The organism is Ensifer sp. ZNC0028 (assembly GCF_000799055.1).
GTDB lineage: Bacteria > Pseudomonadota > Alphaproteobacteria > Rhizobiales > Rhizobiaceae > Ensifer.
Window position 1 is genome coordinate 1 of sequence record NZ_JTLA01000135.1, and the last position, 15267, is coordinate 15267.

Genomic DNA, 15267 nt, shown 5'->3' on the forward strand with positions numbered 1-15267 from the left:
GGTGCCGCCAGCGCCGAGTGCGGAAACGATGATGGTTATGCGCGCGCCAGCGATGCCGGCGGCTCCGACGATGTCGGTACCCGTGCCCTGATCCAATTTGGATTGCCCCTCGCTCTCCCCTTTTTATTATTAACAACTCCTTAAATTCGCGCAATGGGACTTTCGCAGTGTGGTAAACACGCAGGCGCGAAGCGATCGCGGCTTCCTGGCCGTCGGGGTCAGGGGGCGGACCTTGAAAAGTTCTCAACCCGTGGGACGATTGCGGGCGCCGAGCGTCTGCGGCGCGCGCAGGAGAAGGGGGAGGTCTCGGGCAATGCCGGTCGGCGATGCGCTTGGGGCGGAGGGCCACAAAAAAATGCCCGCAGGAGGCGGGCAGTTTTGGAGTGGGCGCATACGCTCAAACATGTTGCGCCTCGCTCCAAGGTGGCCATCAGAGGTCAAGGATCTGTAAATGCGCGATAGCTAAAAATGGGAGTGAGGGAAATCCTTCGTTCCGGCGCACCGGCCGTGCTGCGGATTTCGGTGACGAACCGGCGGCGAGGTCGATTTTTTTCTCAGGGGGTATCAGCCGTGGCGTCAGCCGGAGATTGCCACCGGGCGTGGTGGTGCGGAAGCGGCAGAGACGGATCACCGTTCGCCGATGGCGCGATGCGGCCGCCTCGGCAAGCCTTTGCTTTTCCGAAATTGTTTCGCTGATAGCCCACGCCGATGCTGTGCGCCTGTTGTCCGTGAGGCACCGGCGTCCGTCAGCGCATGGCGAAAGTGGCCGGCACAACCATGGCGGAAAACGCCGCGAAAGGAATTTTTAATTTAAGCAATGAATAATGAAGGAGGGGGTTGAAGATCGCCGCCGTTTCGCCCTATGGAAGCCCCGGGCGGCTGGACCGCTATTCGAAAGGACGTTTATGCGAATCAAATCCGCATGTGCCGGCGCAAGCCGCACCGCCGTTTCGGGTTTCAAGTTTCTCGTACCGACAACATCAGTTCTCAGCCTCCTGCTTCTGTCCGCCGGCTGCTCGTCGACGGTCATCAGCGAAACGCCGCTGTTTGCTTCGGGCCATTCGAGCGCCTATGCGAGCCCGGCGATCAAGGTTCGCAAGGAAGCGAAGGATCTGAAAGTCGCCGAGGCGGACGAGGATATCGTCGAGCCGGCGCCGACGCGCAGGCGCACGACCGCCTATCTCGGCCGCGCGCCCTATATCTGCTCGCCGAGCGGCTTCGGGCGTACGTCGCACTGCTTCCTGAGAGCATCGCTCTAACGGCCTTTCGCGTTCGGTAAGCCGGGCGCAACCGATCATGGACACTGTGGCGGTCGACAGCCGTAGCGGCCGGCCTTTTCGCCATCCGGGCATGATGCCCACGGCCTCGCGGTCGCACAGGTTTCCAGCGCGCAGCAAGCCATGTCTGATTTCATGCGGTGCGACATGTGGCCCGCCGGAGAATATCGTTGCCTATTGCATTACCAAGATCGGTCCTCGGCGCTGGTGCGCTGGCGCTTCTGGCGGTTGCCGGGGCCACGCCGGCCTGCGCGCAGGATGCCATCGACGGTATCGACCGATCGATGACGACCGCCGCCATCACGCCTGAGGCAAGAGGGCGGGAAGCGCGCACGGTGGAAATCGGTGTCTACGATCCGCATGACGCGGTCGCAGACAGCGACGCGCTGACGCTCGAGCATGTCTTCGTCTACTGGCAGAAACCGGATCGGGCGCAGCTGAAGCGGAAATTCGCGAACGCGGCGCGACAGGGGCGGGCGCTGATGCTGTCGGTCGAGCCCTATACCCACGCCGCCGACTGGCGCGCCGGTGGCAACCGCCTGTTTGCCGATATCGGCAAGGGCCGCTTCGATCGCGAGATCGCCGAAATTTGTACGCGCGCCGCCGATTTCGGCGGGCGGGTCTACATTCGCTGGGGCCATGAGATGGAAGAGCCCGGCGAGCGCTATCCCTGGGCGCGGCGCGACAGCGAAGGCTACAAGACGGCGTTCCGCTACTTCGTCAGCAAGTGCCGCGAGCTGGCGCCGGCCGCCCGCTACGTCTGGTCGCCGAAGGGCCATCGCAATCTCGCGGCCTACTATCCGGGCGACGATGTCGTCGACGTCGTCGGCATCCCGGTCTGGGGCCTGCAGAAAATGGATATCGATTACTGGGGGCGCGAACGGCGTTTCGTCGAAGCGCTCAAGGAAAAGTACCAGCGCGTTTCGCGTTACGGCAAGCCCGTGATCGTCGCCGAACTCGGGGTCTCCGGCTCGGCCGACTACAGGCGCGCATGGTATGCCGAAATCCTGGATCAGCAGACCTACCGCCAGGCCTTCCCGCTTCTGACAACCGTCGTCTTCTTCAACGACAAGGAGCCGTACAAGTGGCCGCTCGGTTACGGCGCGCCGGACTGGCGGCTCGACAAGGCGGCGCTCAAGGCGCTTGCCGACCGCGGACCGAAGGAAGCGGCCGAACTCGGCGATTGATCGCCGCGCGACTTTAAATCTTGCTGATCGCAGCAGAGGCGTCTTCGGTTGGGGCGACGCGCCGATCGTCCTTCGGCGCATCGTGAAGCTTCAAACTCCGAGCCCTTGATGTACCGGACCAAGCTTGTGGTTCCGGATCATCCTGGTCGCCGGATCAGGCCAGCAACAGGCCCGATTCCCGGGCGGCGGCAGCAAAGCAGCGGCTCGCCCGGTCCGTACTCGTCAATCCATCCAGCGCATCCAGGCAGCGCCTGAGGGCTGCGCGATATTCCCGTCCACGACGGCCCGGCCATTGCCGGAGCAGTTCCACGGCCTCGAACACCGTTCTGACCACGGTCTGCCGTCTTGCCGATAGTTTCAGGGGGATGGGAGTGGGAAAGAGTTTCTCGCTCATTGTATTCCTCGTTCACAGTCTTTTCGAGCGAGAGGGCAACGCGAGAGCGACGGGATGGTTCCACGTTGCCGATCGATTTTTGTCCGTGCTGACGGCAGGCAGCGTCTCTTCGGCTTTGCAAGCGGGATCTTTTCGCGGGCGCATCTTCGTCGGTGGCGGACGAAGGGACGTGCGGCAGGAAAGCGCCGTGGAGTTCGGACCGGTGTTGAAAGGTTTCGAAAATCCGCGCCCGGCGCAGGTTGTGGCCGCCTACCGGGACCACTAGGGCACAAGCGGCATCAGAGTTCCAGCGCAGCCTTCAGGTCGGTCGATTTCAGAACGCGCAGGTCGAGGTCGGCTTCGATATGGTCGATGTGGTGGACCATCAGCCGTGCGGCCGCGTCGATGTCGCCGCGTTCGATGGCGTTGACGATCTCGTCGTGTTCGCTGTGGCCGCAGCTCGAAACGGTCGATTGTCCGTAGAGTGCGATGACCAGCGAGGAGCGGGCGACCAGCTCATCCATGAAGCGGCGCAGGATCGCGTTGCCGGAGAGGTCGGCAAGCGCCAGGTGGAAATCGCCCGATGCCTTGATCTCCGCACGACGGGCCGATTGGCCGCGCTGTTCGGTCAGTTGCCGCTCGGCAGCCAGCATGCGCCTGAGTTCTGACACCTCCGCCTTGCCGATCCGGGCGGCGGCGGCGCGCACGACACCGGGCTCGATCAGCCGGCGGGTCGCAAAGATCTGGCGCGCCTCGTCAATGGACGGGTGGGCGACGAAAGCACCGCGGTTCTTCTCGACGTTGACGAGTCCTTCATAGGACAAAGCCTGCAGAGCGGCGCGCACCAGGGTGCGGCTGACATTGAAGAGTTCGCCGACGTCGCTTTCCGAAAGCTTGGTGCCAGGCGCAAGCCGCCGCTCGACGATCGCATCGCGCAACGTATCGCGGATATGCTGACTGCCGATGTCGGTGGTCGGGTCGGTGGCCAGTTCGGCCTGATGGGGCGTGGTGGTCAAGGACATGAATCGATCCGCGAAGCAACGCGCTATCTTATCGTCGGACGAGGCGAAGGGAAACGACAATCTGACGCGCAAAGGTTGCGTGGGATTGCGCATGATCCTCAGGTCGGGCGAGGCTACTTGTCGAGTTCCGGATAGACGCGGTCGAGGAAGCCGGGCCGCAGTTTCTCGCCGACCAGGCAGTCGGGGGCCGGGAAGGCATCGACATAGCGTATCGTCGGCGGCGGTTGCAGACCGCTGACTTCGAGCACCAGTTTCTGGCGGATCGCGATGGAGAAATCTTCGGGCTCGTGCACCGGCAGCACGAAGGAGCCGGGGCCGCCGATGACACATTCGGCATAATACTGGTCGAGCGGGCCGGTGGAAACCGACGGGCGGATGAGGATCGCGAGCCCGTTGATGGTGATGCCGCGCGCGATCGCGGTCTCGCGGGCCGGAAGCACCGGCGGGCCGATGTTGTTGGGCCCGTCGCCGGAGATGTCGATGACCCGCCGCACGCCGCTGTACGCGTTGGAATCGATCAGTGCGGTGCCGTAGGTAATGGCGTTGGAGATCGAGGTGCCGCGCCGCGTGCCGACCGGGCGCTGCTCGATCAGCTTGGCGAAGGCATCCGCGTCGGCGGCGGTGTCGATCACCCGCCAGGCGACGACGGAGGATTCGTTCACCGTTCCAGCCCATTCGAAATAACCGATCGCGATGCGGCCGAGCTGACCGCTTTCGACGGCATCGAGAAAGTCGCGGTGCCGCAACGCCTCGACATAGCCGGCCCGCTGGATGCGGGCCTCGTCGAGATCCATCGAGCCGGACATGTCGACCGCCAGGATCAGTTCGACGTCGACATTCGCCGCCTCGGCGGTCGATGGGCTCGGGCCACCACTCAATGAAAGGAGTAACGCCAACACGCTCAACATCGCTTCAACCAGTCATTGCGCGCGGTCAGATTAGAAGACTGTAACACAAGATTGGATTTCGGCGACCGTTTGGGTGTAGTTGGCCTTCACTAAAGAGTGATTTTTCCGGGTCATGCATGAGCCCGGATGCCGACCGGGAAAGGCGGGATGCAGCAGCGAAGCGAAAATACCGAGCGATTTCAGATCGATCGATTGCAGCAGGCGGCGTTCGGCTATTTCCTCGAACATTCCGATCCGGTCACTGGGCTGATCGCCGACACCGCGTTGCCGGGCGCGCCAGCGAGTATCGCCGCGACCGGCTTCGGCCTTTCCTGCTATCCGGTCGGCGTCGAGCGCGGCTGGCTTTCGCGCGGCGATGCGGCGCGGCGCGTGGTGGCGACCCTGCGCTTCCTTGCCCAAAGCCCGCAGTCCCGCCACCGGCAGGCGACCGGCTATCGCGGCTTCTACTACCACTTCCTCGACATGCGGACCGGCGAGCGCGCCTGGCAGAGCGAGCTTTCAACGGTCGATACGGCGCTGTTGATCGCCGGCGTCCTGACCGCTTCCGCCTATTTCTGTCGGAACGACGCGGTCGAAGGCGAGATCCGCGAGCTTGCCGACCGGCTCTATGCTCGGGTCGATTGGCGCTGGGCGCTCAATCGCGGCGATACGCTGACGATGGGCTGGCGGCCGCCGGGGCGGTTTTTGAAACATCGCTGGCGGGGCTATAGCGAAGCGCTGCTGCTCTATGTGCTGGCACTCGGCGCGCCCGAACATGCGATCGAACCGGAGCATTATGCGGCCTATGCCGAGGGTCATGATTGGATCCCCGTCGAGGGCCGGCCGCACCTGCATGCAGCGCCGCTCTTCATCCATCTCTTCCCGCAGGCCTGGCTCGATCTGCGTGGGCTGGCCGACCGGCCGATGCGGGAGCGGGGAACGGACTATTTCGAAAATTCCCGGCGCGCCATCCAGTTGCAGCGGGACCATGCGCGCTCCAATCCCGGACACTTCGCCGGATATGGCGAGCACCTGTGGGGCCTCAGCGCCTGCCATGCGCCACGCGGCCGGCTGCGGCTTCGCGATGGGCGCCAGCAGCGGCTTTTCGGCTATGTGAACCGCGGCGCGCCCTACGGCCCTGATGATGGCACGCTCGTGCCCTGGGCGCCGCTTGCTTGCCTGCCGTTCGAGCCGGAGGCGGCGCAGGCCTCCCTCGTGCATATGGCGAAGAGTTATCCGGAACTTCTGAACGAGGGGCGCTTTCCCGGCGGCTTCAACCCAAGCCTTGATGGCGGCGGGCCGGAGGGCTGGATCGATGCGCGGGTCGTCGGTCTTGACCAGGGCCTCGTTGTCATGATGATCGAGAACTGGCGAAGCGGCCTTGTCTGGGCGCTGATGCGCAGCATACCGGCGATCCGCCGCGGCCTTGAGAGGGCGGGCTTTGACGGCGGCTGGCTGCAGGAGAGGGATGTCGCACGCGGGTAATCCGCCCGCATCCGGCACCTGAGGATGAGAATGGGCGACGGAGACGGCATGCGCTTGAACGACCACCAGCCGACAGCGGAGATCGCGGCGGCATTTGCGCTGCAGGCGCTGGCCGTGGCTGACCGTCTGCGTGCCCAGTTTCCGGAGGCTGCCGTCTCGCTCGGGCCGGCGGCCAGCGAATTCAGCGCGCCGGGCGACTTCTGGGCTGCGGGCAGCGCTGGCCTTGAGGAGGGGCTCGCCTATCAGGATTTCTTCGGGGTCGGGATGACCGACCGGATCCGCGCGGCGCATCTGATCGCCTTTTATAGCCGTCAGTTGAGCGTGGTCCTCGGCGCGTTCCATCTCGGCGCCGGGCTGCAGCCGGAGGTCGCCGGCATTCGTTTCGAGGATTGGGCGCGGCTTCACCGTGGTGCCGAAGTCGCGGGCAAACGCTATCATTTTCGCCTCCAGCCGCCGGCGATGGGGCGCAAGGGTGGAGAGGAGGGCGTCAGCGCTTTCGAACAGGGCTTCATCGCTCATCTGGCGCCCGTCATTGCAGTTCTCAAGGCACGGACAGGGCTCTCGAGCGGGGCGCAGTGGCGGCTCGCGGCGGATGCCCTTGCCGGCGCGTTCCTCGAAATCGGCCGCGCGATCGGGGATGAGGCGCGCGGCATGGCCGAGGCGCTGGCGATCGTCAAGCGGCCCGGCTCGCGGTTTTATTCTGATGAGCTTTGCTACGAGCAGATTTCGGCTGTCCATCCGGCAAGTGGTGAACACATTTCGCGCCAGTATCGGATCCGCTGCGGCTGCTGTCTCTATTTCAAGACGGAGGGCGGTAGCTTCTGCGACACCTGCGTCCTGCTGGAGCCGGAAGATCGCCGTGCGCGGCTGGCGGCGCATCTCATGCAAAACGGCGGGGCCTGAACCCCGCCGTCGCTTTGGTGACGATCCGTGATCGCCGATCACTGTGCCTTGACGAAGCGCTCGTTGATGAAGCCGGAGACGACGCCGAGCACGATCCAGAAGGCGAGCGTAGTGGCGAGTGCGGCCACCGCAAACTCTGCGCCGAGCACGGCCGGAACGTTGCTGGTGATGTCGAGCGGCTGCGGCGCACCGTAGACATGGGGCGCTGCGATCAGCACGAGGCCCGCGACCTTGGAGACGATCTCCTCGCGCAGGACGACGAGATAAAGGCCGACGGCCGAAAGCGCCACCGTTGCGAGCCACCAGGTCTGGCGGTCGCCGAGTTCGGCGGCCGGAAAGCCAGGCAGTTCCGGCGGCAGGCCGATCGCCGGCAGCATGTGCACGGCAAGCCAGCCGCAGGCGCCCCAGAGCGCGCCGTTCCGAAGCGTGATCGGATAGCCGATCACCAGGCTGACGCCGGCGAGCAGCAGGCCGAAGCCGGAACCGGTGACGAGGTTCGCGATCAGCGTGCCGGAGAAGCGGCTCATGCCGAACATGATGCCGCCTTCCTCGTGCTCGCCCTCATGGGCATAGGCGGGCGTGATCGGCGACAATGCGTCGAGCAAGGCGCTAAGCGGCGACACGGCCTTGAGCGACGAATGCTGGTCGTGGTTTTCCGCGGCGGGCTGTGCCGCACCCGGCTGGGCCGCGGGCTGTTCGGTGGGGGCCGGAGCCTCGCCTTCGAATTCTTCCGCATGCAGGATCAGCGGCGTGACGCGCAATTCCTGGGCGCCGGTCATGAAGACACCGGCAATCAATCCAGCCACGATCGCGGCCAGAAGCGTTCTGACAATCATCTTGAAATCCCTCGATAACGACAAAAGCCACGCGCTGCGGCGTGGTCCTTGAGTCTTCCCATTTTGCCTGTGCTGCGGATGGCTTTCGCACGCCGGAAAAACCGGGATGCACACAAGCCGACATCCGGCGCGGGCCGGATGCGTTCAGGTCCGCAGATTGTTCGATGCGGAACGTTGTTGACGTTCCGAGGCATCGGTCAGTGGCAGGGGAAGCCGTAGGAGTGGCGGGTGTCGTGCGCCGTGTCGTGCAGCACGGCCGAATTGGCAAGGCCGGCGCCGAAGACGAGGAATGCGCCGATGAAGAGCGCGATGACGCCAGCGGTCAGACGATCGCTGAGGGAGAGCGGGGTGCTCGAAATGGTAGACGTAGCCATGACAACCTCCGTGATGGCATCGGGAAATTCCCGGTTGGGCCCTATGCCCGCATCGAGTGGCAGGTTTCCTGGCTCACGGCGTTGGGCTCGATGCCCCCGGTCTGCCTCGCCTTCCCAGTTCGGCCGCCCTCTCGCGGCCTTTCCAGTGGCTTCTTCCGGATCGCTCCGGAATGGCAGATCGACGTCGCTCTACAGTCGCGGGGTCGGCCGTGATTTGAATGCCCAGAGTGGGTCCATCCGTCACGTTCCCGTTTACTCCCGAAACGCGTTCGCGTCCCGGGAACCAATCGATCCCAGATGATTAGGATTCTGTCATGGAGTTGTCAATTGAGCCTGCGCCGCGGCGCGGTCCATCCGCGACAAAATCCTTGATGGTCATGCGCTTGTAGGCCTCGACGATCTGGTCGCCCTCGGCCCGGTCGACCGAGACCGCAAGCCGCATGGTGCAGTCGCCGAGGTGCATGATCAGGAAGGCGGCGCTGTCGATTTCCTCGCGCGGCGTCGCCGGCACAAGCCGGGCCCACACATCGGCAAGCAGCTTTCCGCCGGCGCGGCTTTGCGCAAGGTCGATTTCGCGCAGCGCCTTGTCGGCCTGCATCGCCGACCAGATGTCGCGCATGACCGGCTCGGCGAGGAACATCTCGTAATAGATGTCAAACAAAAGCGAGAAGGCGTCGCGCAACTCGGCGATCGAGGTCACCTTGGCCAGTTCGGCCGCGATGCACTCGTTGCAGACCGCATTGTAGCGCTCGGCAAGCGTGCGCACGATCGCGGCCTTGTCGGGGAAGTACTGGTACAGAGAGCCGATTGAAATCCCAGCCTTTTCAGCGACTTCGCTCATGCGCATGGCGTCGCTGCCCTTTTCCTGGATGAGCGCCGTCGCGCAGGCAAGGATCTGCTCGACGCGCTCGCGACTGCGCTTCTGGCTCGGTGTCCGGCGCAGCGCAGGCTCGTCGTCGGCGGGAAGCGTGGCGGGGCTTGCATCTGGAATCATGAGTAATGCTCACATTTTGACTTGACTCCTAAAATACGAGGATTTATCACATTTGCAAATGTGAGAGATACTCATGTTTGTTGGTGGAACCTCAGGAGGAAACGATGTCTCAGAAAGTCACACTGGTTTTGGGCGGTACCGGCAAGACGGGGCGGCGGGTGGCCGAGCGCCTTCGGGAGCAGGGCGTCGCGGTGCGCATCGGTGCCCGTTCGGCGTCGCCTTCCTTCGATTGGACGGAAGAGACGACCTGGGCGCCGGTCCTTGAAAACGTCGATCGCATCTATGTCTGCTTCCAGCCGGATCTGGCGGTGCCGGGCTCCGTCGAGGTGATCGCCAAGTTCTCGAGCCTTGCGGTCAGCGCCGGCGTCAAGCGGCTGGTGCTGCTGTCGGGGCGTGGCGAGGACGAGGCGGAAGCGGCAGAGCGCGCGTTGCAGGCCTCCGGCGCCGACTGGACGGTCATCCGGGGCAGCTGGTTCTTCGAGAATTTCGACGAAGGCTTCCTCGCCGAGGGTGTCTTGAGCGGTTCCGTCTTCCTGCCCGTGGACACGGTGACCGAGCCTTTCATCAGCTGCGACGACATTGCCGACGTCGCTGTCGAAGCGCTTCTCGACGACCGCCATATCGGCAAGGTCTATTCGCTGACCGGCCCGCGGCTGATGACCTTTGCCGACGCCGTGGCCGAAATTGCCGCGGCAGCCAACCGCCCGATCTCCTATCAGGCCATCCCGATTGCCGACTTCGCGGCGCACTTGCAGGCCGACGGCGTGCCTGATGACTATGTCGAACTCATCCGCTATCTCTTCACCTCGGTGCTCGACGGGCGCAATTCAAACCTGACGTCCGATGTCGAGCATGTGCTTGGGCGGCGTCCGCGTGACTTTGCAGCCTACGCTCGGGAAACCGCAGCAACCGGTGTATGGAGTCTTGCCGCATGATCCCCCTGATCCCCGCTCTGGCGTTTGCCGCCGCGATCGGCTCCGGCCTGATGGCCGGACTGTTCTTCATCTTCTCGGTCTGCATCATGCAGGCCCTGTCGCGGCTGCCGCCGGAGCAGGGGATCGCTGCGATGAATGCGATCAATGTCGTGATCCAGAACCCGATCTTCCTCAGCGCCTTCATGGGCACGGCGCTGCTCGCCCTGGCGCTCATCGTCGTCGCCTTCCTCTCGGGCGGCGAGGGCCGGTGGTGGCTTGCCGCCGGCGGTGTCGCCTATGTCGTCGGCGTGCTGCTGGTGACCATCGTCTTCAACGTGCCGATGAACGATGCGCTCGCCGCCGCAGCGCCCGGCCAGGCGGCGACCGATCTCTGGCGTGAGCGCTATCTGACCGACTGGGTCTGGTGGAACCACGTGCGCAGCTTCGCGTCGATCGGCGCGCTGGCGTTCTTCATTCTCGGTTTCGCCCGTGCCTGACGAAAAGCGCCGGCAAGTGGATCCTTGCCGGCGCCTGCGCGCGTCCTGACCTCTGAACCCATCCCGCCGTCAGGGCTTGGGAATACGCGCGTCGTATTGCGCTTCAAGATCGGCAAACTTGCTCCAGAAGGCCGCCGGCTTTTCGCCTTCCAGCAGCGCGCGCAGAATGTCGAGATGCACGTGCCAGCCGGCGGAGAAGCTGGTCATGATGGCGCGGTCGGCGATGCGCTTGTGGGTGACGACGAGCAGCACCTTGTCGCCGCGGGGGCTGAGTTCGAAATGGACCTCCGAGGGCGTGCCGGTCTCTTCGTTCCAGGTGTAGGCCAGCAGCCGAGGCGGCTCCCAGGCGAGCACGTGACCGTAATTGCGCACCTCGCCGGCGTGCTCGGCATATTTCTGCGGTGGCCGGTCGTCTTCCGCTGTCAGTTCCGAGTGGCGGAAGACGTGCTCGACCTCGGCCCCTTCCTTCGACCCGATCGTTCCGGACGCCATCCAGAGGCGGCGCTTGCTCTCCTCCGTCAGATAGGACCAGACCCGCTCGATCGGGCCGGGAAGCAGGCGCTCGATGCGCACCGCGTCCGGTGCGACGACACGGCCGTAATCGGCGCCGGCAAAGGCTGTGGCAGACGAAGTCATGGCTTATCCTCCGGATCAGGTTGGTTGGTGGCGTCTTCGGCGAGAAGCAGCGCCTCGAGTACGTCGATGCGGGCGCGCCAGAAGGCTTCGTAGTGGCGCATCCACTCCATGCCTGCATGCATCGGCGCGGCATCGAGCCGGCACACATGCGTGCGACCTTTCACTTCGCGGCGCACCAGACCTGCTCCTTCCAGCACCTTGATGTGCTTCGATGCCGCGGCCAGCGAGATCGAGAACGGCGCCGCAAGCTCTCCCACCAGTCTTTCGCCCTGCGAGAGGTCCTGGAGCATGGCGCGCCGCGTCGGGTCCGAAAGCGCGTGAAACACGGCATCGAGATGTGCGTTCTGATATTCAACCATATTGTTGAATATCGTCTCGATGTACCTAATTGTCAACCGTTCGGTTGAATTTAAAAATATCGCGAAAAAAGACCGGGCCGCGGCGGGTCGTCGTGGATGCGCCGTCCCTTCCAGGCGGCAAGCGCATCGGCAAGGTCGTCGGTCGGCACCATCTGGGCAAACTGCTCGCTCTCGACCTGCAATCCCTCGGCGATCGACATGTTGAGGCCGCGGGTGACGGCAGTGATGATCGAGCGGACGGCGAGTGGTGAGTGCGCCATGATGCGCTTTGCCAGGTCACGGGCGGACGCGATCAGTTCGTCATGCGGGACGACGCGGTTGACGAGCCCCAACTCCAGCGCGCGATCGGCCGGGAAATCCTCGCCGGTCAAAAGCAGTTCCAGCGCGCGTTTGCGGCCGGCAAGCCGCGGCAGTCGCTGGGTGCCGCCGAAGGTCGGCGGCATGCCGAGCTTGATCTCCGGCTTGGCAAAGCGCGCCCGGTCGCTGGCAATCGCCAGATGCACGGCCTCGGTGATCTCGCAGCCGCCGCCATAGGCAAGCCCGTTGACGGCGGCGATGATCGGTTTCGGGAAGGCCTCGAGCCGCGCCGTCAGGCCCTGACCGCGACGGACGAAATCGCGCACGGCCGGATTCACGCCCTTGGCGACGCTGTCCGAGAACTCATGAATATCACCGCCGGCGGAAAAGGCCCGCTCGCCGGCGCCGGTGATGATCACCGCGCTTACGGCATGGTTCACCTCGATCTCGTCGAGAAGGCCCATGAGCCGGTCGATCAGCTCGTAGTTCAGCGCGTTGAGTTTCTGCGGGCGGTTGAGAGTGAGGAGGGCGATACCCTCGGAAATCTGCAGCAGCACGGTGTTCGACATTGTTGCTCTCCGGCAGGTGTTGACGAGGAGAGGCTAGGTGAGGGAAGATAGGATGTATATTCACTAGTCGGTATACTTAAGAGATGACGAAAGCAGAGAAGTCGACCCGGGACGTGATCGTCGCAGCGGCGGAGAAGCTGTTCTATGCCGAGGGCATCCGTGCGGTCAGCGTCGATGCGGTGGCGGAGGCGGCGGGCGTGACCAAGCGCACGCTCTACTATCATTTCGACAGCAAGGACGCGCTGATCGCCGCCTACCTCGAGAGCCGCGACCAGCCCAATCTGAAACTCTTTCGCAAGTGGTTCGACGCGGGCGACGGGGACCTTGCCGACAGGGTCGAGGCGATCTTCGTCAACCTGGCGCGGGCGGCGCGCCATCCGAAGTGGAAGGGTTGCGGCTTCCTGCGCACCTCTGCCGAACTTGCCAACATGCCGGGCCACCCGGCGATCCGCATCGGTGCGGCCCACAAGAAGAAGTTCGAGGCCTGGATGGCCGAGACCTTTGCCGAAGCCGGCACTGCCGAGCCTGCCATGCTGGCGAAGCAGATCCTGCTGCTGCTTGACGGCAGTTTCGCCGTGGTGCTGCTGCACCGGGACGCGAGCTACATGGAGATGGCGGGCAAGGCGGCGGCGACGCTGGTGCGGGTCGCGCTTGCCGGCGCGGACGGGGAGGGATCCTGACGCGCTGCAACTTCCGCTTCAAACGGCTGCCATCGGCGGGCAGTATAGGATGCAGTGCCAGGAGCCGAACAACCATTGAGCGCCGATGTGGCCGCGTTGCGGCTCACCGGAGGAGGAAATGCATGACCGTCAAGCGTATCGTCTCAAACCTCTACGCCCCGGACCCGCAGGTGGCGCGCGCCTTCTACGGTGACCTTTTGGAACTGGACGTGGTGATGGACCATGGCTGGATCCTGACCTTTGCCGCCGAGGGCAAGGCCGCGATGCCGCAGGTGAGCATCGCCAGCGAGGGCGGCAACGATACGCCGGTGCCGGTGCTTTCGATCGAGGTCGACGACGTCGACCGGGCCTATCAACGCGCCAGGGCCGCCGGCGTCGAGATCGTCTACGACATCACCAACGAGCCCTGGGGCGTGCGCCGTTTCTATATGCGCGACCCATTCGGCAATATCGTCAACATCCTGGCGCACTAAACCAATTCCAGGAAAAGTGCGCAGCGGTTTTCCGTCAGGAATTGCGCCGGCCAAGCAAACCAATTCCAGGAAAAGTGCACAGCGGTTTTTCGTCCGGAATTGCGCCATCTGAAATCAGCGAAGAGGCCGCCGGCGAAACCGGCGGCCTCTTGCATCAGGCGAGCGACAGCGCGTTTGAAAGATCGGCCACGAGGTCGTCCGGATGCTCGATGCCGATCGACAGGCGGATGGTTGATTCCAGCACGCCGATGCGGTGGCGCACCTCGATCGGCACGCCGGAATGGGTCATGGCCGCCGGGTGGCTGGCGAGCGATTCCGTGCCGCCGAGGCTGACGGCAAGCTTGAAGATCTGCAGCGCGTTGAGGAAGCGGAAGGCCGCCTCCTGGCCGCCCGCGATGTCGAAGGAGAAGGTCGAGCCGGCGCCGGTGCATTGCGCCTTGAAGGTGCGGCCGACCGGTGTGTCCTCGCCGTGGAAGGGCAGGTAATGGATGCGCTCGACCTTCGGATGGTCACGCAGGAATTCGGCGACGATGCGGGCGTTGTCGTCGGCCTTCTGCATGCGCACAGACAGCGTTTCCAGCGAACGGCCGAGCATCCAGCAGGAATGCGGATCGAGCTGGGTGCCGATCGCACCGCGCAGCGCCTTAACCTGCTTCATCACCGCCTTGGAGCCGAGTGCGGCACCGGCGATGAGGTCGGAGTGGCCGCCGACATATTTGGTCAGCGAATAGAGCGAGATGTCCGCGCCGTGCTCGATCGGCCGCTGGAAGACGGGTCCGAGCAGCGTGTTGTCGCAGGCGACCACAGGGGTATGGCCCTGCTTCCGGCCGATCGCATCGGCAACGCGGCGGATCATGGCGACGTCGACGAGGCTATTGGTCGGGTTCGCCGGCGTCTCGACCAGGATCACCGAGACCCGCCCCTTGGCCATCGCCTCTTCGGCGGCGGCTGATACGGCCGCTTCGTTGACGCCATCGGCAAAGCCGACGGCCGCGACGCCGAGATTGAGGAAGGTGCGGGCAAGCAGCGTTTCGGTGCCGCCATAGAGCGGCTGGCTGTGCAGCACCGCGTCACCGGGCTTGACGAAGGCGAGCAGCGTCGTGGCGATCGCCGACATGCCGGAGGAAAACAGCGCGCAGCTTTCGGTGCGCTCGTAGACGGCGAGGCGGTCCTCGACGATCTCGCTGTTCGGGTGGTTGAAGCGCGAATAGACGAGGCCGGCACCGACGCCCGCCGGCGGCTCCTTGCGGCCGGAGACGAAGTCGAAGAAGTCGCGGCCCTCTTCGGCAGAGCGGAAGACGAAGGTGGAGGTCAGAAAGACCGGCGGTTTGACCGCGCCCTCCGACAGTTCCGGATCGTAGCCATAATTCAGCATCTGCGTTTCAGGATGCAGCTTGTGGTTTCCGATGTGGGTTTTGGAGGGATGCGGTGCGGTCATGGCTTGTCTCCTCAAGCGAAGCGGACTCGACTGACAGGCAAATTATATCAGATGCTTGGACCGATC

At 64.3% G+C, this 15267-nt stretch carries 18 protein-coding genes and 1 riboswitch; of the genes, 8 read left to right on the forward strand and 10 right to left on the reverse strand.

Annotation, left to right across the window (positions count from 1 at the left end; all coding sequences use genetic code 11):
- Positions 1-905 precede the first annotated feature (905 nt).
- Positions 906-1259: a hypothetical protein gene (locus tag L981_RS28520; protein WP_043624570.1), complete on the forward strand. Its 354-nt coding sequence runs from the start codon at positions 906-908 to the stop codon at positions 1257-1259.
- Between the two features lie 188 nt (positions 1260-1447).
- Positions 1448-2464, forward strand: a complete 1017-nt coding sequence (locus L981_RS28525) for a glycoside hydrolase family 26 protein (RefSeq protein ID WP_052202073.1) — start codon at positions 1448-1450, stop codon at positions 2462-2464.
- 154 nt (positions 2465-2618) lie between these two features.
- Here L981_RS28525 and L981_RS28530 read toward each other — a convergent pair whose 3' ends face one another.
- The 3 genes from L981_RS28530 to L981_RS28540 form a co-directional block, all read right to left on the reverse strand.
- Positions 2619-2858: a DUF982 domain-containing protein gene (locus L981_RS28530; protein ID WP_034791960.1), complete on the reverse strand. Its 240-nt coding sequence runs from the start codon at positions 2856-2858 to the stop codon at positions 2619-2621.
- A 278-nt stretch (positions 2859-3136) separates the two neighbouring features.
- The gene (locus L981_RS28535) at positions 3137-3859 is read right to left on the reverse strand and encodes a GntR family transcriptional regulator (RefSeq protein ID WP_043624573.1); all 723 of its coding nucleotides are present in this window, start codon (positions 3857-3859) and stop codon (positions 3137-3139) included.
- Positions 3860-3972: 113 nt separating this feature from the next.
- Positions 3973-4767, reverse strand: coding sequence for a DUF1194 domain-containing protein (locus L981_RS28540; protein ID WP_043624576.1), 795 nt, complete (start codon positions 4765-4767; stop codon positions 3973-3975).
- 147 nt (positions 4768-4914) lie between these two features.
- Here L981_RS28540 and L981_RS28545 point away from each other — a divergent pair, with 147 nt between their 5' ends.
- Together L981_RS28545 and L981_RS28550 are read left to right on the forward strand one after the other, a co-directional pair.
- Positions 4915-6231, forward strand: a complete 1317-nt coding sequence (locus L981_RS28545) for a glucoamylase family protein (protein ID WP_043624578.1) — start codon at positions 4915-4917, stop codon at positions 6229-6231.
- 48 nt (positions 6232-6279) lie between these two features.
- The gene (locus L981_RS28550) at positions 6280-7134 is read left to right on the forward strand and encodes a ferric iron reductase (RefSeq protein ID WP_156134272.1); all 855 of its coding nucleotides are present in this window, start codon (positions 6280-6282) and stop codon (positions 7132-7134) included.
- Between the two features lie 38 nt (positions 7135-7172).
- Here the strand turns inward: L981_RS28550 and L981_RS28555 are convergent, their stop codons facing one another.
- The 3 genes from L981_RS28555 to L981_RS28565 form a co-directional block, all read right to left on the reverse strand.
- Entirely contained in the window at positions 7173-7970 is a 798-nt protein-coding gene (locus L981_RS28555) for a CbtA family protein (RefSeq protein WP_043624581.1), read from the reverse strand.
- 197 nt (positions 7971-8167) lie between these two features.
- Entirely contained in the window at positions 8168-8344 is a 177-nt protein-coding gene (locus tag L981_RS28560; RefSeq protein ID WP_034791966.1) for a CbtB-domain containing protein, read from the reverse strand.
- Positions 8345-8384: 40 nt separating this feature from the next.
- A riboswitch (cobalamin riboswitch) is annotated at positions 8385-8647 on the reverse strand.
- Positions 8646-9338 carry a TetR/AcrR family transcriptional regulator gene (locus L981_RS28565; RefSeq protein WP_052202074.1) on the reverse strand — a complete coding sequence of 231 codons (693 nt, stop codon included), beginning with the start codon at positions 9336-9338 and terminating at the stop codon, positions 8646-8648. Its footprint overlaps the riboswitch before it by 2 nt.
- A 104-nt stretch (positions 9339-9442) precedes the next feature.
- On the opposite strand from L981_RS28565, the gene L981_RS28570 reads away from it, so the two are divergent.
- Together L981_RS28570 and L981_RS28575 are read left to right on the forward strand one after the other, a co-directional pair.
- Positions 9443-10273, forward strand: coding sequence for an NAD(P)H-binding protein (locus L981_RS28570; protein WP_043624584.1), 831 nt, complete (start codon positions 9443-9445; stop codon positions 10271-10273).
- A complete protein-coding gene (locus tag L981_RS28575; RefSeq protein ID WP_043624587.1) occupies positions 10270-10749 on the forward strand; it encodes a DUF1772 domain-containing protein in 480 nt (159 codons plus the stop codon). Before L981_RS28570 ends, L981_RS28575 begins: the two co-directional genes overlap by 4 nt.
- Positions 10750-10818: 69 nt before the next feature.
- Here the strand turns inward: L981_RS28575 and L981_RS28580 are convergent, their stop codons facing one another.
- The 3 genes from L981_RS28580 to L981_RS28590 are packed head-to-tail and all read right to left on the reverse strand — an operon-like array spanning position 10819 to position 12610.
- Entirely contained in the window at positions 10819-11385 is a 567-nt protein-coding gene (locus L981_RS28580; RefSeq protein WP_043624590.1) for an SRPBCC family protein, read from the reverse strand.
- Positions 11382-11744: a helix-turn-helix transcriptional regulator gene (locus tag L981_RS28585; protein ID WP_043624592.1), complete on the reverse strand. Its 363-nt coding sequence runs from the start codon at positions 11742-11744 to the stop codon at positions 11382-11384. The genes L981_RS28580 and L981_RS28585 overlap by 4 nt, the downstream gene beginning before the upstream one ends.
- A gap of 50 nt (positions 11745-11794) precedes the next feature.
- Positions 11795-12610 (reverse strand): crotonase/enoyl-CoA hydratase family protein, encoded by an 816-nt coding sequence (locus L981_RS28590; RefSeq protein WP_043624595.1) that lies wholly within the window; start codon positions 12608-12610, stop codon positions 11795-11797.
- Positions 12611-12693: 83 nt separating this feature from the next.
- Between L981_RS28590 and L981_RS28595 the strand changes: the two genes are divergently transcribed.
- Both L981_RS28595 and L981_RS28600 read left to right on the forward strand, forming a co-directional pair.
- Positions 12694-13290, forward strand: coding sequence for a TetR/AcrR family transcriptional regulator (locus L981_RS28595; RefSeq protein ID WP_043624598.1), 597 nt, complete (start codon positions 12694-12696; stop codon positions 13288-13290).
- Between the two features lie 122 nt (positions 13291-13412).
- Positions 13413-13763 (forward strand): VOC family protein, encoded by a 351-nt coding sequence (locus L981_RS28600; RefSeq protein WP_043624601.1) that lies wholly within the window; start codon positions 13413-13415, stop codon positions 13761-13763.
- Between the two features lie 154 nt (positions 13764-13917).
- On the opposite strand, the gene L981_RS28605 is transcribed toward L981_RS28600, so the two are convergent.
- Complete coding sequence (locus tag L981_RS28605) at positions 13918-15201, reverse strand: cystathionine gamma-synthase family protein (RefSeq protein WP_043624604.1); 1284 nt, start codon at positions 15199-15201, stop codon at positions 13918-13920.
- Positions 15202-15267 lie beyond the last annotated feature (66 nt).